26 protein-coding genes are annotated in these 19,887 nt (G+C 67.4%); 23 read left to right on the top strand and 3 right to left on the bottom strand.

Features of this window, described 5'->3' with window-relative positions:
• Window positions 1-5 precede the first annotated feature (5 nt).
• Genes fliD through AM586_RS21005 form a run of 11 tightly spaced genes read left to right on the top strand, consistent with a single transcriptional unit; the run spans window position 6 to window position 7,946 of the window.
• A complete protein-coding gene (gene fliD, locus AM586_RS21055; RefSeq protein ID WP_047824374.1) occupies window positions 6-1,445 on the top strand; it encodes a flagellar filament capping protein FliD in 1,440 nt (479 codons plus the stop codon).
• An 11-nt stretch (window positions 1,446-1,456) separates the two neighbouring features.
• Window positions 1,457-1,846, top strand: coding sequence for a flagellar export chaperone FliS (gene fliS / locus AM586_RS21050; RefSeq protein ID WP_047824376.1), 390 nt, complete (start codon window positions 1,457-1,459; stop codon window positions 1,844-1,846).
• The gene (locus AM586_RS21045; protein WP_047824378.1) at window positions 1,839-2,162 is read left to right on the top strand and encodes a hypothetical protein; all 324 of its coding nucleotides are present in this window, start codon (window positions 1,839-1,841) and stop codon (window positions 2,160-2,162) included. The genes fliS and AM586_RS21045 overlap by 8 nt, the downstream gene beginning before the upstream one ends.
• An 8-nt stretch (window positions 2,163-2,170) precedes the next feature.
• Complete coding sequence (locus AM586_RS21040; RefSeq protein WP_162600569.1) at window positions 2,171-3,331, top strand: flagellar hook-length control protein FliK; 1,161 nt, start codon at window positions 2,171-2,173, stop codon at window positions 3,329-3,331.
• Between the two features lie 12 nt (window positions 3,332-3,343).
• Window positions 3,344-3,811 (top strand): flagellar basal body-associated protein FliL, encoded by a 468-nt coding sequence (gene fliL / locus AM586_RS21035; protein ID WP_197416403.1) that lies wholly within the window; start codon window positions 3,344-3,346, stop codon window positions 3,809-3,811.
• Window positions 3,812-3,834: 23 nt separating this feature from the next.
• Window positions 3,835-4,566 (top strand): RNA polymerase sigma factor FliA, encoded by a 732-nt coding sequence (fliA, locus tag AM586_RS21030; protein ID WP_047824380.1) that lies wholly within the window; start codon window positions 3,835-3,837, stop codon window positions 4,564-4,566.
• Window positions 4,567-4,594: 28 nt separating this feature from the next.
• Window positions 4,595-5,485, top strand: a complete 891-nt coding sequence (motA, locus tag AM586_RS21025) for a flagellar motor stator protein MotA (protein ID WP_047824382.1) — start codon at window positions 4,595-4,597, stop codon at window positions 5,483-5,485.
• An 18-nt stretch (window positions 5,486-5,503) separates the two neighbouring features.
• Window positions 5,504-6,496, top strand: coding sequence for a flagellar motor protein MotB (locus tag AM586_RS21020; RefSeq protein WP_047824384.1), 993 nt, complete (start codon window positions 5,504-5,506; stop codon window positions 6,494-6,496).
• On the top strand, window positions 6,493-6,795 hold the full coding sequence (flgM, locus tag AM586_RS21015) for a flagellar biosynthesis anti-sigma factor FlgM (RefSeq protein WP_109370498.1): 303 nt from the start codon (window positions 6,493-6,495) through the stop codon (window positions 6,793-6,795). Before AM586_RS21020 ends, flgM begins: the two co-directional genes overlap by 4 nt.
• A 4-nt stretch (window positions 6,796-6,799) precedes the next feature.
• Window positions 6,800-7,228, top strand: coding sequence for a flagellar export chaperone FlgN (gene flgN, locus AM586_RS21010; protein WP_047824388.1), 429 nt, complete (start codon window positions 6,800-6,802; stop codon window positions 7,226-7,228).
• Window positions 7,215-7,946 carry a glycoside hydrolase family 73 protein gene (locus tag AM586_RS21005; protein WP_047824391.1) on the top strand — a complete coding sequence of 244 codons (732 nt, stop codon included), beginning with the start codon at window positions 7,215-7,217 and terminating at the stop codon, window positions 7,944-7,946. The genes flgN and AM586_RS21005 overlap by 14 nt, the downstream gene beginning before the upstream one ends.
• A 1-nt stretch (window position 7,947) precedes the next feature.
• Here AM586_RS21005 and flgA read toward each other — a convergent pair whose 3' ends face one another.
• Window positions 7,948-8,661, bottom strand: a complete 714-nt coding sequence (gene flgA / locus AM586_RS21000) for a flagellar basal body P-ring formation chaperone FlgA (RefSeq protein WP_047824393.1) — start codon at window positions 8,659-8,661, stop codon at window positions 7,948-7,950.
• A 70-nt stretch (window positions 8,662-8,731) separates the two neighbouring features.
• Between flgA and flgB the strand changes: the two genes are divergently transcribed.
• From flgB to AM586_RS29145, 12 genes are read left to right on the top strand one after another with little or no spacing between them, the layout of a single operon-like run.
• The gene (gene flgB, locus AM586_RS20995) at window positions 8,732-9,091 is read left to right on the top strand and encodes a flagellar basal body rod protein FlgB (protein ID WP_047824395.1); all 360 of its coding nucleotides are present in this window, start codon (window positions 8,732-8,734) and stop codon (window positions 9,089-9,091) included.
• Between the two features lie 4 nt (window positions 9,092-9,095).
• Window positions 9,096-9,500 carry a flagellar basal body rod protein FlgC gene (gene flgC, locus AM586_RS20990; protein WP_047824397.1) on the top strand — a complete coding sequence of 135 codons (405 nt, stop codon included), beginning with the start codon at window positions 9,096-9,098 and terminating at the stop codon, window positions 9,498-9,500.
• A gap of 2 nt (window positions 9,501-9,502) precedes the next feature.
• On the top strand, window positions 9,503-10,162 hold the full coding sequence (locus AM586_RS20985; protein ID WP_047824399.1) for a flagellar hook capping FlgD N-terminal domain-containing protein: 660 nt from the start codon (window positions 9,503-9,505) through the stop codon (window positions 10,160-10,162).
• A gap of 31 nt (window positions 10,163-10,193) precedes the next feature.
• The gene (locus AM586_RS20980) at window positions 10,194-11,381 is read left to right on the top strand and encodes a flagellar hook protein FlgE (RefSeq protein ID WP_047824400.1); all 1,188 of its coding nucleotides are present in this window, start codon (window positions 10,194-10,196) and stop codon (window positions 11,379-11,381) included.
• 19 nt (window positions 11,382-11,400) lie between these two features.
• Window positions 11,401-12,126, top strand: a complete 726-nt coding sequence (locus AM586_RS20975; RefSeq protein WP_047824401.1) for a flagellar basal body rod protein FlgF — start codon at window positions 11,401-11,403, stop codon at window positions 12,124-12,126.
• Between the two features lie 19 nt (window positions 12,127-12,145).
• Window positions 12,146-12,931 (top strand): flagellar basal-body rod protein FlgG, encoded by a 786-nt coding sequence (gene flgG, locus AM586_RS20970; protein ID WP_197416404.1) that lies wholly within the window; start codon window positions 12,146-12,148, stop codon window positions 12,929-12,931.
• Window positions 12,932-12,933: 2 nt separating this feature from the next.
• Window positions 12,934-13,596, top strand: coding sequence for a flagellar basal body L-ring protein FlgH (flgH, locus tag AM586_RS20965; protein WP_197416405.1), 663 nt, complete (start codon window positions 12,934-12,936; stop codon window positions 13,594-13,596).
• 20 nt (window positions 13,597-13,616) lie between these two features.
• Entirely contained in the window at window positions 13,617-14,795 is a 1,179-nt protein-coding gene (locus tag AM586_RS20960; protein ID WP_082439428.1) for a flagellar basal body P-ring protein FlgI, read from the top strand.
• Window positions 14,795-15,160 (top strand): rod-binding protein, encoded by a 366-nt coding sequence (locus AM586_RS20955; protein WP_082439427.1) that lies wholly within the window; start codon window positions 14,795-14,797, stop codon window positions 15,158-15,160. Before AM586_RS20960 ends, AM586_RS20955 begins: the two co-directional genes overlap by 1 nt.
• Window positions 15,161-15,205: 45 nt before the next feature.
• Window positions 15,206-16,576: a flagellar hook-associated protein FlgK gene (gene flgK, locus AM586_RS20950; protein ID WP_047824404.1), complete on the top strand. Its 1,371-nt coding sequence runs from the start codon at window positions 15,206-15,208 to the stop codon at window positions 16,574-16,576.
• Between the two features lie 25 nt (window positions 16,577-16,601).
• On the top strand, window positions 16,602-17,513 hold the full coding sequence (gene flgL, locus AM586_RS20945) for a flagellar hook-associated protein FlgL (RefSeq protein WP_047824406.1): 912 nt from the start codon (window positions 16,602-16,604) through the stop codon (window positions 17,511-17,513).
• 5 nt (window positions 17,514-17,518) lie between these two features.
• On the top strand, window positions 17,519-18,532 hold the full coding sequence (locus tag AM586_RS29145; RefSeq protein ID WP_047824408.1) for a hypothetical protein: 1,014 nt from the start codon (window positions 17,519-17,521) through the stop codon (window positions 18,530-18,532).
• A 10-nt stretch (window positions 18,533-18,542) separates the two neighbouring features.
• On the opposite strand, the gene AM586_RS20935 is transcribed toward AM586_RS29145, so the two are convergent.
• Window positions 18,543-19,295, bottom strand: coding sequence for a hypothetical protein (locus AM586_RS20935; protein WP_047824410.1), 753 nt, complete (start codon window positions 19,293-19,295; stop codon window positions 18,543-18,545).
• Window positions 19,296-19,317: 22 nt separating this feature from the next.
• Window positions 19,318-19,866, bottom strand: coding sequence for a DUF2059 domain-containing protein (locus AM586_RS20930; protein WP_156328144.1), 549 nt, complete (start codon window positions 19,864-19,866; stop codon window positions 19,318-19,320).
• Window positions 19,867-19,887 lie beyond the last annotated feature (21 nt).

The raw sequence follows: 19,887 nt of genomic DNA, 5'->3' as shown, positions 1-19,887 counted from the left end.
CAAGCATGTCCAGTATCACCGCCCCGACCTACGACCCGACCAGCACCGCGCAGGCGCTGGCGCAGAAATCGACTGCCGGCGTCCAGCAGCAGATCACGGACCAGACCAGCGCCGCAACCGCGACCACCAAGGCGCTCTCGGCCCTGAGCTCGGCCTTGTCGGCCTTCCAGTCCAGCCTCGCCTCGTTGACCGGCATCGGCAAGTCGATGCTCGCGCAGAGCGCGACCGTGTCCAACACGGCCATCGGCAGCGCGACCGCGAAGCCGACCGCCGCCGCCGGCAGCTACAACGTGTTCGTCAAGCAGATCGCCACCGCCGGCCAGGTCTCGTACGGCCTGGGCAGCACCGCCTATGGCGGCCAGCTGACGATCACGCTGGCGCCGCCGGCCTCGCCCTCGACCAACCCGCCGTCGCCGGTCGCTACCACTCCGCAGATCAGCGTCAACCTGGACGCCACTGCCGACACCGACGGCGACGGCGCGCTGAGCGTGCGCGAGATCGCCGCGGCCATCAACCGCGAGCCGACCAATGCCGGCCAGGTCTCGGCCGGCGTGGTAACCCTGAACGGCGTCGCCCAGCTGGTAGTGACCTCGAAGAACACCGGCGCGGCCAACGACATCTGGCTCGGCACTGCCGGCGCCACCGTCGACCCCAGCCTGACCACCAGCGTCGGCCTGAGCAAGCGCGTGGTGACCACCCAGGCGCAGGACGCCGTCGTGCTGTTCAACGCGACCGACTCCAGCACCGGCACCGCGGTCACCCAGGCGTCGAACACCTTCACCAACATCGACGGCGTGTCGCTGACCGTGAACCAGGCGCAGGCATCGAGCGACAAGCCGCTGACCTTGACCGTGGCCGGCAATACCAGCGGCACGATCTCGAACGTGCAGGCCTTCGTCGACGCCTACAACAAGCTGAAGACCAGCGTCGACGGCCTGGTGGATGCGGGCGACCCGTCCACCAAGCGGGCAGCCGGCGCCTTTGCCCACGATGCCGGCGTGCGCGCCCTGCAGAGCCGCCTCGTCAGCATGCTGCGCTCGACCGGCACCACCTCGCTGGCCAGCTACGGCATCATCGCGGCCCGTGACGGCACCCTGTCGCTCGACTCGACCCGCTTGACAAAGCAGCTGGCGATCAACCCGACCGGCTTGGACGACCTGATCGGTTCGGCCAGCGCCAGCAGCCCGAAAGGCATTGCGGGCGCACTCAACACGTATCTGGACACCTGGAGCAACGGCGCCAATGGCCAGATCAAGCAGCGCACCGACGCCACCACCAAGCTGCAGTCCGACCTGAGCAAGCGCCAGACCACTCTCGACGCCCAGTACGACGCGGCCTACCAGCGCTACCTAAAACAGTTTACCGAGCTGCAGACGCTGCAGTCGACCATGAATAGTAATGTCTCCATGTTCAATGCACTGTTCAGCAACGACAAGTCGTCCTAAGGGATAATCCGATGTCTTATCAAGAAGCATACGGCAGCTATCACGCTGTCAACCTGGACGCGCAGACCTCGAGCGCGTCGCCGATCGAACTCGTGCTGCTGCTGACCGACGGCCTGCTGGAAGAGCTGGCGCGGGTCCGCGCGCACATCGTCGGCAAGCGCTACGAGCAGCGCGCGATCAGCATCAACAAGTGCGTCGACATCCTGAATGGACTGTCGAGCTCACTCGACTCCGAAAGCGGCGGCCAGGTCGTCGCCAATCTCGCCGACCTCTACGCCTTCTGCGGCAATCACCTGAACGGTGCGGGCATCAAGCAGGATCCGGCGATGGTCGACGAAGTCGTGAAGATCATGACCACGATTCGCCAGGGCTGGGCTGGCGTGCAGGCGCGCAATGGATAAGTCGACCGCCCTGCTCCGCATCGCCGATTCGCTGCGCAGCGCCGCCGACGGCGCCGCGTGGGAACAACTGGCGGACACCACCCGCGCGCTCGCGCCGCAGCTGGAAGCGCTGGCCGCGCGCGGCCCCCTGTCGCAGACCGAACGCGCAGCCCTGCAGCGCCTGCGCGAAGCGCACGACTATGCCGCAGAGGCGGTCGCCAACGCTGCCCGCGCACTGCATGGCCGCCTGGAAGACATGCGCACCAACAAAGACGGCTGGCTCGCCTATGCGATGCACAGCGACACCGACCACGGCATCGGCCAGGCCGCACGATGATGTCCAACATGCTGATGAACACCGTTTCCCCGTCGGCCCCGGCGCAGAACGCCGACGGCGCCCAGCCGGCGCAAGCCGTGCAGGCGGGCGCGGATGCCCAGCCGGGTGCCGGCGCCGCCCTGCCGTTCGCCGAATGGCTCGGCCAGCAGGCCCAAGGCGCCTTGCTGGCGGTCCAGTCCGGCACGCCGACGGACGCCGCACAGGCCGATGCCGCCCCTGCGGCCGCTACCGACGCCCCCGCGGCCGCCACTGACGCGGCCGACGACGACCAGGCCCCGAGCCTGCCGCAGGATGGCGCATTGCTGGCCGCCATGGCCATGCCCCTGATGCCGCTGTCTCCGGCGCAGATCGCACAAGCCGTGCAGGCGGCCCGGCCCGCCGTGGCCGAGGCCGACGGCGCCGGCGCCCACGACGCCAAGTCCGGCGACGGCAAGGAAGTCGCTGCGCCAGGCCAGAGCGCGCCGGCCGCTGCCGCCGACAACGCCGCCCTCGCCCTGCCCCAGCTGGCCGCGGTGAAGCCGGCCCAGCAGGCCCAGGCCCAGCCGGACGCCGCCCCGGCGGCGCGCCCGGCCGCCCAGCCGCGCACCGTCGCCGGCACTGCGGGCGATATCGGCGCCCCGGACAAGGGCGCCGAACACGCCGGCACGTCCGCCGGCAGCGCCGCCATCGTCGCCGCGGCCGCGCCGGCCCAACCGGCAGCCGCTGCCCCGGCGGCCGATACCGTCAAGCTGGCCGGCCCGCCGACTGCATGGCGCCAGAGCCTGCAGGAAGCGCTCGGCGACCGCCTGCACGTCCAGGTCGGCAACAATATCGAACAGGCCGTGATCCGTCTCGAGCCGCCCCAGCTGGGCCGCATCGACATCGCGATCCGCCACAGCGCCGGCACGCTGGAAGTGAACATCTCGGCCAGCAACGGCGAGGTCCTGCGCCAGCTGCAGACCGTCAGCGACAACCTGCGCAGCGACCTGTCGCAGCGCCAGTTCAGCGAGGTCGCGGTGACGGTCACCCCGGCGCCGAAGAATGGCGCCGTGCCGTTCGGCGATCCGCAACAGGGCCGCGGCCGCCAGCAGGGCCGTGAACAGGAAGACCACCAGCCCGGCCGCGCCCTGGCCGAGGCCGGCAATGCATCGTCCGGCGCGTCCAGTTTCTCGCTGGGCGGGCGTGAATAAAGAACAACGACCATGAGCAAGATGAAAACCATTATCGCCATTGCCGGCGCAGTCATCGTCAGCGCCGCCGTCGCCGGCGGCGCCGTGTGGTGGTTCATGCCGAAGCCGGCTACGGCCACGGCCGTAGCAAAGCAAGCCGAATCCGAGAAAAAAGAAGCCAAGCCGGTCAAGTACGTCACCCTCGACAAGGTGATCGTCATGCTGCGCCGCGGCGCCGACGACGGTGCCCCCCACTACCTGTCGACCGACCTGGTGCTGGCGACCGATCCGAAAAAGGAAAAGGAAACCAAGGAGAACCTGCCGCTGCTGCGCAGCCTGGCGGTGCGCACGCTGTCGGCCTACACGATGGCCGAGGCGTCGAGCATGACGGTCGAGAAGTACGCCGAGCAGCTGAACCACGCCTTCGACGCCGACTATGAACGCACGCATGCGGAAAAGCCGTTTGCGGAAGTCATGATCGGCAAGCTGATCATCGAATAAACGCCGGGGACAACGTGGGTTACATGACCGACTACGCCGACAGCTACGCCAGCACCGAGTACGCCGACGCCGCCGTGCACGCGGCGATGAGCGCAAAGGACGAGCAGCGCCACCTGGTCGCCTACGCGCCGCTGGTGAAGCGCATCGCGCGCCAGCTCAATTCGCAGGTATCGGGCGCGATGGGACGCGAGGACATGGAGCAGATCGGCCTGATGGGCCTGCTGGAAGCGCTGCGCCGCTACGGCACGCCCGACGCCGGTTTCGCCAGCTACGCCGGCCTGCGCGTGCGCGGCGCGATCCTCGACGAACTGCGCCGCCAGGACTGGCGTCCGCGCGCCGTGCGCCAGGACAGCCACAAGATGCGGGACGCCGTGCGCACCCTCACCCGCAAGCTGGGCCACGAACCGAGCGACAAGGAAGCCGCCGACGCCCTGAGCATCAGCCAGGACGAATGGCGCCAGTTCCTGCTCGACGACTGCGCCGAGGAACTGCTCAGCTTCGACGAGATCCTGGATCACGCCAGCGAGCGCGCCGGCAGCAGCCCTGGCCCGGAAGAGCAGTTCATCGTACGCCGCAGCCTGGAGCAGGCGCTGAATGCGCTGACCGAGCGCGAGCAGCGCGTGATCCAGATGATTTATGAATTCGAGCTCAGCTACAAGGAAATCGCTGCCGTGCTCGACCTGTCCGACGCCCGCGTGTGCCAGCTCAACAAGAGCGCGCTGGCAAAAATGAAAGCGGCGCTGGCCCAGGCCTGAAGCGCTCAACGAAATAAAGGTAATTACCATGCAAATTCTTGGCATCCTGATCGTGCTGGGCGCCGTGTTCGGCGGCTATGTCATGATGGGCGGCACCGCCCTCGCCATCTGGCAGCCCAACGAGCTGATCGTCATCTGCGGCGCCGCGCTGGGTGCGCTGGTGCTGGCCAACCCCAGGCACGTGCTGGGCGAAATGATGGGCCAGATAAAGAAGATCGCGGGCAAGCACAAGCACGACTCCGAATTCCAGCGCCAGCTGCTGCTGCTGATGTACGAACTGCTGCAGACCGCTGCCGGCGGCCTGAAGGCGCTCGACGCCCACGTCGAGGCGCCCAAGGAAAGCCCGATGTTCCAGCGCTACCCCTTGATCCTGGCGGAGCCGAAACTGCTGGCCTTCATCGTCGACAACTTCCGCCTGATGGCCATGGGCAAGATCAACGCCCATGAACTGGAAGGCGTGCTGGAGCAGGAACTGGACGCCATCCACGAGGAACTGACGCAGCCGTCCAAGTCGCTGCACAAGGTGGCCGAGGCGATGCCGGGCTTCGGCATCCTGGCCGCGGTGCTGGGCATCGTCATCACCATGAACTCGGTCGGCGAAGGCGCCGACACCGCCGAGATCGCGGAACACATCGGCGCCGCCATGGTCGGCACCTTCATCGGTATTTTCTTCTGCTACGGCGTGCTGGATCCGATCTCGGGAATGATGAAGCAGCTGGTCAATTCGGAAGCCTCGACCATGGAAACAGTGAAGGTCGTGCTGGTCACCCACGTGGCCGGCAAGCCGCCGCTGCTGGCGATCGACGCCGGGCGCCGCCTGATCCAGCTGAACACCAAGCCGAGCTTCGCCCAGCTGGAAACCTGGATCAACGCGATGGCCGACGGCGAAGACGCCGGCGCCGTCAAGAAGCGCGCATAAGGCACGGGAAGACGCAGCATGCAAGCAGACAAAAAGGGCGACAAGCACAACGGCGACACCATCATCAAGCGTGGCGGCGGCAGGCACTACGACGATGAGCACGGCGGCGCCTGGAAGGTCGCATTCGCCGACTTCTGCATGGCGCTGATGGCGCTGTTCCTGGTGCTGTGGCTGATTGCGGCACGCGACGCGCAGACGGCCAAGAACATCGTGCGCGACAACGCTGCCAGCGGCCTGATCGAAGGCAGCGGCGGCAAGCCGGAAATCGCCGGCAACCCCAGCGGCAGCATGATCGAACGCTTCCAGCTCCCGAGGAGCAATGGCGGCAGCGAAGGGCCGAGTACCGGCGCCCCGCAAAACATCAGGCAGGGCGCCCAGGATGGCGCCAAGGAAACCGTGCGCGCCAAGTACGAGTCGGCGTCCGAGCTGGCGGCGCTGGCGCATGCGCTCGAGCAGATGAGCGCCGATGCCGGCCTGTCATCGAACCTTGCCACGGTGATCACACCGAACGGCTTGCGCGTGATGCTGCACGATACCGATCGCCAGGGCATGTTCGTGCGCGGCAGCCCGCTGCCGACCGCGCGCTTCGCAAAACTGTTGCGTGCGATGGCGCCCCTGTTCGAAAAAATGGAAAATCAGATGTTGATTGTGGGCCACACGGACTCCTTGCAGTACACTAGGAAGGGTCCGCTCAGCCTCTCCAACGAGAGCCTGTCGGTCAACCGCGCGCTGGCTGCGCGCTCCGAGCTGCTCATCGGTGGCATGCGCAACGAAAGCATCCTTCAGGTCGTCGGGATGGCCGACCGCGCCCCGTTCGACGCAGCCAAACCCGATGCGCCCGTCAATCGCCGCATCGAACTCCTGATCCTGACCAGCTCCCAGGCCGCCAGCATGGCGACCATGTTCGGCAGCCCGGGCCCGACCGAATCCCTCGGCAAAGAGGTATCGATCAGCAAACCGGGCGACGAAGCGCTGAAGGAACTGCGCAGCCAAATGGCAAAGAAACCATGACGATCCAATCGAAAACCCGAGGACAACGCATGAAGATCACCGGCGTCTCCACTCCCTCCGTTCAAATCACGCCGCAGGCCGGCGGCGCAGCCGCAGCCCCCGCCCCCACGCCCGCGCCCGCCGGCGCGCCCCTCGAATCGGCAGTGCTGCAGCCGGCGCAAAGCGCGCTGCGCGCCATGCCCGACTTCGACGGCGCCCGCGTCGCCGAACTGCGCGACGCCCTGGCAAAGGGCGAGCTGCCGTTCGACGCCGGCCGTCTCGCCGGGCTGATCCAGCGTTTCCACGGCAGCAAGGCGTAAGCGCATGAGCCGCATGACCCGAGACCAGGCGCTGACGCATCTGCTGGACGGCATCCAGGCCGACCTTGGCGCCTGCGCCACCGTCCGCGAGCTGCTGGAACGCCAGTTCCAGGCCGCCCTGCGCCATCGCGGCGCTGAACTGAGCGGCCTTGCCGAACAACTCATGCCCCAGCTCGACGCCATGGAACAGCGCCGCCAGCAGCGCGTGCAGCTGGTGCGCGCCCTGTTCGGCGCCCAGGCGACGATGGACGACATGCTCGGCAGCCTGGCGGCGCCGCAGCGCGCACGCGCGACCGGCGATTGGGCCCAGCTGGAGCAGCTGGTGCGCGACTGCAAGCGGGCCACCGCCCGCAACGCGGCCCTGATGGCGGACCAGTACAGTGTGATGCAGCGCGTGCTGCACGGCGAGGAGCAGTTGTATGCGCCACGCTGACCTGAACATAGCAAGCACCCCGGCCGCTGCGCCGACGGCGCCGACCCGCCCGACCGCCGGCTTTGGCGGCGGCAGCGGCTTCAAGGGCATCTTCGGCGAGGTGCAGGAAGAAGTGGCCTCCTTCATCAAGGATGGCGGCGGCCTGTCGCTATCCGCCGCGGGCGCCGCCGCCGGCCTCTCGCCGGAAGGCCAGGTCTGGCAGGCGCGCGCCAGCCAGGCCGCCAACGCCATCGTCGGCGATGGCGCGGCCTCGCCCGACCAGCAGGCCTTCCTGGACAGCATTGCCCCCTGGGCCAAGGAAGCCGCCGACAAGCTGGGCGTGGCGCCGGAACTGGTGTCGGCGCATGCCGCGCTGGAGTCCGGCTGGGGCCAGCGCCCGCTGAAGAACGGCGACGGCAGCTCGACCCATAACCTGTTCGGCATCAAGGCCAACGCCGGCTGGCGCGGCGACGTGGCCGAGTCCGCCACCACCGAGTACGTCGGCGGCGCGGCGCTCAAGACCAGCGCACGTTTCCGCGCCTACCCGGACCAGGCCAGCGCGTTCCGCGACTATGCGCAGATGCTGATCGATAACCCGCGCTTCCGCGGCGCACTCGGCGCCGGCAGCAACGCCCAGGCCTTTGCCCAGGGCCTGGCCAAGGGCGGCTATGCGACCGACCCGGCCTACGCGGCGAAACTCGCGCGCCTGGCCGGCAAACTGCAGGGGAGCGGCAGCTGAATCAGCGTTCGAAGGCGGCGTCGACCGGCTCGACGGTGCCCGGACCCGCGACGCGCATGCGCACCACCTGCCCGCTGCCGGCATTGCGCACCCGGACCACGGCGCCGCGCGCGCCGGCGTCCAGCGCCTCGCCGGCCGTGCTGACTTCGATGCCTTCGCGGCGCGCCACCATCATGACGGCGTCGCCGCGCTTGACCAGAACCGGACTGCTGAGTTGTCCACTGCGCAAAATGTCTCCTGGCCGCAACATTCTGCGTGACATTTGTCCGACAGCTTCCTGGGGCGAACTGATCGGATCGGCGATGTTAGAAATATCACGCCGCTCGATCGTGACTTGTGCATCGGTCAAGGCTTCGTTGGGGGCGACCGTGCCGCTGGCGACCGCGACCATGGCCGTTACACGGGCCCGGACGATGTACTCGTATCTCCACCCGGGGGTGTCGTTGCAACGCGCCAGGAAGCGCATCCGCTGGGGATAGCGGGTATCCAGGGGCTCGATGGCGATGTTTTGCGCGCACGGCGGCGCGGCGCGGGTGGTCACGACGGCGACGTCGAACTGGGCTTCGGTCAGGCCCGAGGAGGCCATCTGTTTTTCCAGTTCGACCCGGGCGGCTTGTTCAATTTGCACTGGCAGTGAGGGTGAAGCAGCTTGTGCGAACGCAGAAAACAGTGCGATTGACGAAGCAACAAGGGTTGCCTTGCGGAAAGCATTCATTAGAGAATAGCGTCAGAGAAAAACCTGATTTTAACAATCACCGCAGTAAAAACCGACGGAGCTTCCGGACATGACGATTAATTTCAAGGACGCGCTCGGCGTTCACGCCGACGCGCTCGAGTTGCGCGCCGAGCGCACCAAGGTGTTGGCAGCGAATATCGCCAACGAGAGTACGCCCGGCTACACCGCGCGCGACGTGGACTTCGGCGCCATGCTCCAGGAGCGCGTCGACAGCGAAAACGGCGAGCTGAGCCTCAGCGACGGCGACCCGCTGTACCGCGTCCCCTTCCACCCCAGCGCCGACGGCAACACCGTCGAGATCGGGGTCGAGCAGGCGGCCTTCTCGCAGAACGCCTCGGATTTCCAGACCAGCCTCACCTTCATCAACATGCAGTTGCGCGGGCTCGCCAAGGCCATCAACGGACAGTAATCATATGGGTTTCAAGGACATTTCTCAGATCGCCGGCTCGGCGATGGCGGCGCAGTCGGTGCGCCTGAACACGATCGCCAGCAACCTGGCCAACGCGGACGTGGCGGCCGGCTCGGAATCCGAAGCCTATCGCGCGCGCAAGCCGGTGTTCGCGACCGTGATGGGCAGCCAGAACGGCGGCGGCGTCCAGGTGCTGGACGTGGTGCAGAGCGCGGAGCCGCTGCGCCGCGCGCACGAGCCGGGCAACCCGAAGGCCGACGCCGACGGCATGGTCTATTACACCAACGTCAATGAAGTGGCCGAGATGGCCGACATGATGTCCGCCTCGCGCGCCTTCGAGACCAACGTCGAGGTACTGGGCCGTATCAAATCCATGCAGCAGTCGCTGCTCAAGCTGGGAGAAGGCTGATCATGGTCACCACGACTTCAACGACGAACAACCAGTTCGGCGCGGGCGCCGCGCAAACCGGCGGCCAGGTCGCCGCGCAGGTCAACGTCGGCGCAAACCGCGACATGTTCACCAAGCTGCTGGTGGCGCAGATCCAGAACCAGGATCCGCTCTCGCCGCAGGATCCGACTGCCTACGTCAACCAGCTGTCGCAGCTGTCGCAGACCGAAGCGCTGCAGAACCTGTCGCAGATGACGACCGCGAACGCGAGCGTCCTGCAAAGCATGCAGACGCTGGCGATGGGCAGCCAGGTGGGCTCCGAGGTCACGGTCGCGACCTCCAGCCTCAAGCTCGGCGACGGGAAGGTCAGCGGCACCGTCAACCTGCTCGGCGCCAGCAGCGCCACCAGCCTGGTCCTGACCGGCATGGATGGCCAGCAGCACACGATCGAACTGGGCGCCCACGCGTCGGGCGCCCTGCCGTTCACCATCGATCCGGCGGCGCTTGGCCTGCCGCCGGGCAGCTACGCGATCCAGGCCGTGCCGTCGGACGGCAGTTCGCCCCAGATCGAAGTCGCCGCGCGCCTGAACAGCGTGCGCGTGGCGAACGGCGCGGTGGCGCTCCAGGTGGCCGGCGTCGGCGAAGTCGATCCCTCGTCCATTACCGGCTTCAACGGCAAGTAAACCCACCGTATATCAAGATTAAGGAAACGACATGAGCTTCGACATCGCACTGTCCGGCATCCAGGCCATCAACCAATCGCTGGAAGCCACTTCGAACAACATCGCCAATGCCGCCACCTACGGCTTCAAGAGCAGCCGCGCGAACTTCTCCTCGGTGTATGCCGGCACCCAGGCCAACGGCGTGGAAGTCGGTTCGCTGACCCAGACCATCGGCCAGAACGGCAGCACCCAGACCACCGGCCGCGGCCTCGACGCCGCAATCGACGGCCGCGGCTTCTTCGTCGGCCGCGACAGCACGGGCAGCCTGACCTATTCGCGCGTCGGCATCTTCTCGACCGACACCAAGGGCTTCCTGATCGACAGCAACGGCAAGAAGGTGCAGGGCTACGGTCCGTCGAAAGGCGGCGCGCTGGGCCCGATGGGCGACATCCAGGTGCCGACCGGCCAGATCGACGCTTCGCCGACCACCAGCATCGCCTTCGTCGGCAACCTGTCGGCCGACTGGACCCCGCCGGCCACCGGCACCTTCAACGCCGCCGATTCGACCAGCTACAACATGGTGAAGCAATCGGTCGTCTACGACTCGCTGGGCACCCAGCACACCGTGTCGCAGTATTTCGTGAAGGCCGACGACACCAGCGTCACGGTCCACTACAAGTTCGACGATAACGCCGTCGAAGCCACGACCGACACCCTGAAGTTCGACGCCAAGGGCCAGCTGGTCGCCGGCACCACGCCGATGGCGCTGACCCTGACCCCGAAAGGCGGCGCGGCCCCGATCGCTTTCAGCATCGACTACACCGGCACCACCAAGTTCGCCGGCGAAGCCACCACCACCACCAACCGCAGCGACGGCTACGCCTCGGGCGCCTTCGTCGGCGTCGAACTGGCGAAGGACGGCTCGCTGGTGGCCAAGTACAGCAACGACCAGTCGCAAGTGGTCGGCACCGTCGCCATCGCGACCTTCGCCAACGAAGGCGCGCTGCAGGCGATCAGCGACACCAGCTGGAGCGCCAACGCCGATTCCGGCGCCGCCCTGTACAACGTGCCGGGCGTGGGCCTGTCGGGCAAGCTGACCACCGGCGCGCTGGAAGGTTCGAACGTCGACATCACGTCGGAACTGGTCGGTCTGATGACCTCGCAGCGCAACTACCAGGCCAACTCGAAAGTCCTGACGACCGAGAACCAGATGATGCAGTCGCTGATGCAGGCTCTGTAATCACCGGGATCGCTGACAGATGGATAAACTGATCTTCACCGCCGTTTCCGGCGCCGAGCGCCTGATGCGCTCGCAGCAGGTCCACGCCAACAACCTGGCGAACCTGGACACCTCGGGCTTCCGCGCAGCGATGGAAGTCGCCGGCAACACCGAACTGGGCGGCTACGGCTACGACGACCGCCACATGGCGACCATGCAATCCGACGCGATCTCGACCCGCGCCGGCACCGTGCGCGAGACCGGGCGTCCGCTCGACGTGGCGATCGGCGGCCAGGGTTACCTCGCCGTGCAGTTCGGCGACGGCGAAGCCTACACCCGCTCGGGCGAGATCGAGACCGACGCCAACGGCGCGCTGTCGGTGCACGGCCATCCGCTGATGGGCGAAGGCGGCCCGATCACGCTGCCGCCGCACACCGCGGTGGAGATCGGCACCGACGGCACGATCTCGGTACTGACCGAGGGCGCGACCCAGATGCAGGTGGTCGACAAGCTCAAGCTCGTGAACGCGGAAAGCACCCAGCTGACCAAGAACGAGGCCGGCCTGATCGTCGCCCGCGACGGCGCCAGCCTGCCGGCCGATCCGGCCGTCAGCGTCAAGCCGCGCGCCCTCGAGGGCAGCAACGTGTCGGCGGTCGAGGAAATGGTCGCGACCATGAACCTGAACCGCAGCTTCGAGATCCAGATGCGCCTGTTCAAGGCCAGCGACAGCATGAACGAGTCGGGCAACCGCCTCCTCGGCGCTTAAAACATACAAGGAGTAGACCATGAATCCAGCAATGTGGATCAGCAAGACCGGCGTGCAGGCACAGGATGCGAAACTGCAGGCCATCGCCAACAACCTGGCCAACGTGAACACCGTCGGCTTCAAGCGCGACCGCGTCGTGTTCGAAGACCTGTTCTACCAGGTCGACAAGCAGCCGGGCGCCCAGACCGCGGACAACACCGTCTCCAACGGCGTCCAGCTTGGTAACGGCACCCACGTCGTCGGCACCCAGAAGGTCTTCACCAACGGCAGCATCCAGACCACCGGCCAGTCGCTCGACGTGGCGATTTCCGGCAACGGCTTCCTGCAGGTGCGCCGTCCGGACGGCACCCCGGCCTATACCCGCGCCGGCCAGCTGCAGGTCGACTCGAACGGCGTGCTGGTCAACGCCCAGGGCCTGCCCCTGGTGCCGCAGATCACCGTGCCGAACAACGCGACCGCGATCACCATCGGCGAGAACGGCATGGTCAGCGCGACCGTGCCGGGCGCCGTGGCCCCGACCGAACTGGGCCAGCTGACCCTGACCAGCTTCATCAACCCGGCCGGCCTGCAGGCGATGGGCGAGAACCTGTTCCAGGAAACCGCCGCCAGCGGCAACCCGAACGAAGGCAAGGCCGGCGACGGCGCCTTCGGCAAGATCAAGCAGGGCGCGCTCGAAGGCTCGAACGTGCAGGTCGTCGAAGAGATGGTCGACATGATCGCAGCCCAGCGCACCTACGAGATGAACACCAAGGTGCTGTCGGCCGCCGACAACATGCTCCAATACCTGGCACAGGCATCCCGCTGATCATGATCCGCCTGAGCTCCGCGGCAGTCGCCGCACTGTTATTGGCGGGCTGCGCCACGCGCGTCCCGCTGAACAACCCGAAGCCGGCCGACGATGCATTCGCGCTGCCGGCGACGGCGCCGGTGCGCGCCGGCGTGTCCGGCGGCGTGTTCTCGGCCGACACCGTGTCGCTGACCTCGGACGCGCGCGCGTTCCGCGTCGGCGACGCCGTCACCGTGCTGCTGCAGGAAACCACCCAGGCCAGCAAGAAGGCCGGCACCAGCTTCTCGAAGGGCGCGGACGTCACGGTCGACCCGCTCAAGGCGCTCGGCAAGACCTTCCCGAAGACCGCGATCGGCATCAATGCCAACCGCGGTTTCCAGGGTGACGCCACCAGCACCCAGCAGAACGCGCTGTCCGGCGCGGTCACCGTGATCGTGCAGGAAGTGCTGCCGAACGGCCTGCTGCGCGTGTCCGGCGAAAAGCGCCTGCAGCTGAACCAGGGCGAGGAGTTCCTGCGCCTGGCCGGCTTCCTGCGCGCCGCCGACATCGACAACGACAACCAGGTCTCGTCGCTGCGCGTGGCGAATGCCCGCATCGCTTACTCCGGCCAGGGGACGCTGGCCGACGCCAACACGCCCGGCTGGCTGACCCGGTTCTTCACCGGTCCGCTGATGCCCTTCTGAACGCCCCTTCAAGGCAAACCATGATTCGAATTCCCGTAACAGGCTCGATTTTCCGTATCGCTTCCGCGCTGCTGGCCGCGGCGCTGGCGCTGCCGGCGCTGGCCGCGCCGGCGGCGTCGGCAAGCCGCTCCCCGAACGCGGACCCGCTGCCGCAGAGCCGCGTCCAGCCGCTGCGCAACCTGGCCAGCGTGGAAGGCGTGCGCGACAACCCCCTGGTCGGCTACGGCCTGGTCGTCGGCCTGAACGGCAGCGGCGACTCGACCCAGGTGAAGTATTCGAGCCAGTCGGTGGTCAACATGCTCAAGCAGTTCGGCGTCAAGCTGCCGGCCGGCGAAGACGCGAAGAACAAGAACGTCGCCGCCGTGATGGTGTCGGCCGTGTTCCCGCCGGGCTACCGCCGCGGCCAGGCGATCGACATCACCGTGTCCTCGCTGGGCGATGCGAAGAGCCTGCGCGGCGGCACCCTGCTCCTGACCCAGCTGCGCGCGGCCGACAACGAAGTCTATGCGCTGGCCCAGGGCAACCTGGTGGTCGGCGGCCTGGCGGCGTCCGGCAAGAGCGGCTCCTCGGTGACGGTGAATACGCCGACCGGCGGCCGGATCCCGAACGGCGCCATGATCGAGCGCGAGATCCCGACCGATTTCGCGACCCGCCAGCAGGTCGTGCTGCGCCTGCGCCATCCGAACTTCGACACCGCCACCAACGTCGTCAATGCGATCAACCGCCGCTACGGCCCGGTCGCCACCACCGCCGACGGCACCAGCGTCGAAGTGGTCGCGCCGACCAACCCGACCGAGCGCGTGGCCTTCGTCGCCAAGCTGGAAAACATGCCGGTCGAAGCCGGCGTCGAGGTGCCGAAGGTGGTGTTCAACTCGCGCACCGGCACCGTGGTGATCTCCGATGGCCTGCGCGTGAAATCGGCCGCCGTCACCCATGGCGCGCTGAAGGTCGTGATCTCGGAAAGCTCCTCGGTCAGCCAGCCCGGCCCGTTCTCGAAAGGCCAGACCGCCGTCACCCCGCAATCGAAGGTCTCGGTGGACCAGGGCTCGGGCCAGATGTTCCATTGGCCGGCCGGCGCCAGGCTGCAGACCATCATCGACGTGGTCAACAGCCTGGGCGCGTCGCCGGACGACATCATGGCGATCCTGCAGGCGCTCGACCAGGCCGGCGCGATCGAAGGCGAACTGGTGGTGATCTGATGCTCGACAAACTCAACCCGCTGGGCGCCCCGGTGCAGGACGGCGCCGCCGACCTCGACAAGGCGCCGGTGGCGCCGGCCGCCGACCCGGCCGATCCGCGCACCGACAAGGCCTACGTTGCGAAAGCCACCAAGGCGGCCGTCGAATTCGAAAGCTTCTTCATTTCGCACATGCTGCAGCAGATGCGCGAAAGCGCGCGCACCCTGGCGCCCGAGGACAGCGCAATGAAGGACCCGGTCAACAGCGACATGCTGGACATGGCCGACAAGATGCTGGCCGGGCACATGGCCGGCCAGCGCGCATTCGGCGTGGCCGATGCGATTTTGAAGCAATTGTTGCCGCCAGGACTTAATAAAGCGGGCTGAACGGTCGCCCCTACTTACTGAGCCCGCATTAGAAAGACTTGCACCATGAGCATCCTGAACAACGCCCTGTCCGGCGCGCTTGCTTCGCAACTGGCCCTGTCCTCCAGCAGCCAGAACATCGCCAACCTGCAGACCAAAGGTTATACCCGCCAGACGGCGCTGCTGAGCGCGGTCGCGCCGGCGGCTGGCACCGCCCAGGCCGGCAACGGCGTGCGCGTGACCTCGCTGCTGCGCTTCTCGGACAACTACAAGACCCAGCAGCTGTGGCGCACCGGGTCCGACCTGGGCCAGTACTCGCAGACCCAGCCCTACCTGACCCAGCTGGAGAAGGTCATGGGCGACGACGAAGCCAGCCTCTCGAACGGCGTCGACACCTTCTTCGCCGCCCTGAACGCGGTGGCCGGCGTCGACCCGACCTCGACTCCGCTGCGCCAGCAGGTGGTGACCGCCGCCGGGCTGCTGTCCCAGCGCTTCAACAGCCTGAATAACGTATTCAACGCCCAGCTGCAGTCGGTGCGCCAGCAGCGCACGGCGATCGTCGACTCGGCCAACAGCTCGATCGCGGCGATCGCCGCGCTCAACACCCAGATCGCCAATGCGAACGCCAGCGGCAGCAATGCGTCGAACCTGATCGACACCCGTGACCAGGCGATCGACAGCCTGGCCAGCCAGATGGCGCTGGAAGTCAGCGACCAGCCGGACGGCACCCGCAACGTATCGCTGCGCAGCGGCCAGGCGCTGGTGCTGGGCGGCGTGGCGGGCAAGCTGGCGGTCAGCGGCGGCGCCGACCAGACCTTCAGCCTCACCTTTGCCGGCACCAAGTTCGACCTCGACGTGACCAATGCCGGCGGCCAGCTGGGCGGCCTGACCAGCTACGAAAAGAATACCCTGCTGCCGCTCCAGCAGAACGTGGGCGAGATGGCCAAGCACATCGCCGACCAGGTCAACACCCAGCTCGGCGCCGGCTACACGATGGACAACAAGCTGGGCAAGCCGATGTTCGTCTACACCCCGGGCAACACCTCGAACATGCTGCAGCTGGCCGACGGCTACCAGACCTCGGACCTGGCGTTTTCCGGCGACGGCACGCCGGGCGACACCGGCAACCTGCGCAAGCTGGTCGACATCAAGAGCGGCAGCGTGAGCATGACCGGCATCGGCAGCGTGATGCTCAGCGACGCCGATACCCAGCTGGTCGGCAGGCTGGCGGTGAACAGCCAGCAGAACCAGGGCGCACTGTCGACCGCCCAGTCGATGCGCGACTCGGCCATGGACGACTGGCAGTCGACCAGCGGGGTCAACCAGGACGAGGAAGCCGTGCACCTGGTCGAATACCAGAACATGTACCAGGCCAACATGAAAGTGATGTCGGTCGCGAATGCGCTGTTCGACGCCACCCTGGCGATGATGGGTTGAAGGAATAGGGTCAAGGAGAACTCCCATGCGAATCGCGACCAGCCAATACCAGGCGATGATGAACCAGTCGCTCCAGAAGAACCAGGAGCGCATCACCTACGTCACCCAGCAGATGGCGACCGGCAACCGCATCCAGTTGCCGTCCGACGACCCGGTCAACAGCGTGCGCATCTCGCGCCTGAAGCGCGAAGAAGCCGCCATCACGCAGTACCGCGCCAACATCGCCGCCGTCCAGCAGCGCATGTCGAAGAACGAAGGCTACCTGAGCAACATGGTCAACGAGATGAACTCGGGCCGCGACCTGCTGGTGTGGGCCTCGAACGGCAGCAATACCTCGGACGACCTGAACGCGATGGTGACTTCCCTGAGCTCGCTGCGCGACAGCCTGGTGTACACAGCGAATTCGATCGACCAGGAAGGCCGCACCATCTTCGCCGGCACCGCCACCGGCACCGCGCCGATCGCCTACGACGCCAATGCGGCGCTGGGTTCGCGCTACAGCTACGCCGGCAACACCAACGACCAGACCGTGGTCGTCGGGAATGGGATCACCCAGACCGCGAACCAGAACGTGAAAGGCCTCGAAAAGCTGCTCAACCAGCTCGACCAGACCATCTCGACCCTGTCCGCGCCCAACGTGAACGCCAACGACCCGGCCGTGCGCGGCGTCCTCTCGGCCAACCTGGACGGCTTCGATGCCGCCATGGACCTGTTTTCGGGCAAGGTCGCCGTGCTCGGCGGCCAGCAGAACATCCTCAAGACGATCGACGCCAACCAGGCGAACGTCAGCCTGTCGAACCAGACCGCGATCCTCGAAATCGGCCAGCTGGACGTCGGCGCCGCCTCGATCGAGCTCAACGGTTATTCGACGGCCCTGCAGGCAAGCTACAAGGCATACAGCAAGATCGGCACTCTCTCCCTGTTCGCAGCACTCTGAAGGCGATGGAAACGACATTACGTACAACGACCGCCGGCGGCGCCGGCGGACTTCTCGGCACCCGCGGCACCGCTTCAACCGGCCTGGCGCCGGCCAGCACCACCGAAGCCGCCAGCGCCGGCAAGGCCGCGCCGGCGACCGTCTCCCCTACCCTGCGCAGCAACCCGGCCGGCATCGGCGGCGCACTGCAGGACCAGGTCGCCCGCGCGCAGCAGGCGCTGGACTACCTGGGCCGTGTCGCCAGCCAGCTCGAAACGCTGAAGAGCGAACTGTCGTCCAAGCTGGCGGGCAGCCGCGCCAGCGCGCCGCCCCAGCTTGATGCCCACGTGCGCCAGCTGGCCTCGACCCTCGCCGCGCGCAAGCAGAGCGCCGGCGGCGGCGTCGACGCCAACCTGAACTTCAGCAACCGGCCGGCGACCCAGCGCTTCCGCATCCGCAGCCTGGACATCGATTCGCTGCAGCAGGGCGGGCCGCAGAACCTGGCGTTCTCGGTCGGCGGCAACGGCGGTCCGCAGTTGTCGGTGAACGTCGACCCCAGCCAGTCGAAGGCCGACATCGCGGCCGCGATCGACCGCGCGATGGCGCCACTGGGCGTGCGCGCAGGCCTCGACAACCAGGGCGCGCTGGTGTTCTCGACCCCGGAATCGAACTGGCCGACGGTCAAGGACAGCATCGCCGTCAGCGGACGCGGACGCGTGGCCACCGAAGAAATCCCGCCCACGATCCTGCCCCAGCAGTGGAATGTCGGCGGCAACGGCGATGGCTTGCGCCAGAGCCTGCGCGAAGTGGTGCAGGCGCTCGAGCGCGTGCACCGCTCGCAGGACGCGGCCAGCAACGCCCTGTCGGCGGCCAGCGCCGAGATGAGCGCGGCCACCACCCCGCCCCCCGAAGTCGAGGAAGCGGTCCAGGGGTTCGCCGATACGGCCGCCAACCCGGACTACGAGTCGCTGCTGGCGCTGACCTCGGCGCTGGTGGGCGTCAGCCGCGAGCGCGTGCTGGCCCTGCTCGGCCTGCGCTGATCCTCCCCCGTCAGCGTGGCTTCACGCTGATCGTCGTTCCCCGCAAGTCGATATCGTGGATGTCCACGCTGCCGAAGCTCGGCCCGGGCCCGCTGCCCACGCGGATATTGCGGAAGCTGATCTCGCCGATGGTGCTGGGCATGCGCAGCGTGATCGAACCGTCCTTGTTGATCAGCGCGTGCGAATTTTCCGGATCGTAGCTCACGTCGGCGACCGTCGTGTCGGCCGACAGCAGCATCCCCAGCGGATTGAAGACCTGCGCCAGCTCGCCCAGCACGCGTACTCCGCCGTCCGGCAGCGCATGCTGCACGGACTGCGCCGCGTTCGCACCGGCCAGGCCGCTCAGGGCCGCCAGGCGCAGCTCGGCCTGGCGCGCCTGGTCGCGCAGGGCGTCGTCGTTACGGCCCTGGGCCATGATGTCGCCCAGCTCCTCGTCCGACAGCTCGCGCAGCGAGCGCTCGCCGGCCATGCGGGTCGACACCGCCGCGGCCGGCGCCGCCGTGACCGCGGCATACGCATGCAGCGGTCCGAGCAGGGCCGTGGCCAGCGCCGCCGCCATCCGCAGGTTGCGCTGGCGCCGGATCGCGCCGCGCACCTGGGCCTCGGTGATCAGCTTCATGTCGGCCAGGATCTCGCCCAGCCGGCGGCCGCTGCGGCCCTGTTCGCGGATCGCCGCGTCGAGCTGCGCTTCCGAGATCAGCTTCTTCCCAAGCAGGATCTGCCCCAGCTGGGATTTTTCGCGCCTTTGCGTCATCCAGTCCATCGCCCGCCCTCCGTCTCGTTGTTTACTGGCCGACTGCCGCGCGCAGGCGCAGGCCGACGCGGTTCTGCAGCTCCGTCATCTTCGGCTCGATCTGCGCCCCGTTGGCCTTGGCCACGTTCTCGCCGACCGTCTTCTTCATTTCCGGCACCAGGGTCTCGAACTTGGCCAGCACCGGCGCTTCGAGGATGTCGGCCAGCTGCTTCAGTTCTTCCGTGCTGAACTTCTGCGCCAGCAGCGGCGCCACATTCGCCTGCACCACCGCCTGGGTGCTGGCGCGCAGCGGCGGCATCTCCTGGTCCAGGAACTTCGTCGCCTCGGCCGTCACATCCTTCATCGCCGCCTCCTGCTTCTCGGCCGGCACCCGGCTGCTCACCACCACGCGCGACTGGCGCACCAGCTCGGCCACCGGCGCCTGCAGCATCTGGACGCCGACCGAATCCAGGGCCATCTTGGCCAGCACGCGCTTCACCAGCGCCTGCTTCTCGGCGGGCACCGCGGCCGTCTGGGCGCAGGCGCCGCCCGCCAGGCCCAGGCCAAGCGCCATACTCATCGCACACATCAATCTGGACATCGTCATCTCCATTAAAAACAC

Source organism: Massilia sp. WG5, assembly GCF_001412595.2.
Classification (GTDB): domain Bacteria; phylum Pseudomonadota; class Gammaproteobacteria; order Burkholderiales; family Burkholderiaceae_D; genus Telluria.
The sequence above is the reverse complement of the archived record's forward strand: the minus strand, read 5'-3'. Positions and strand labels throughout refer to the sequence as shown.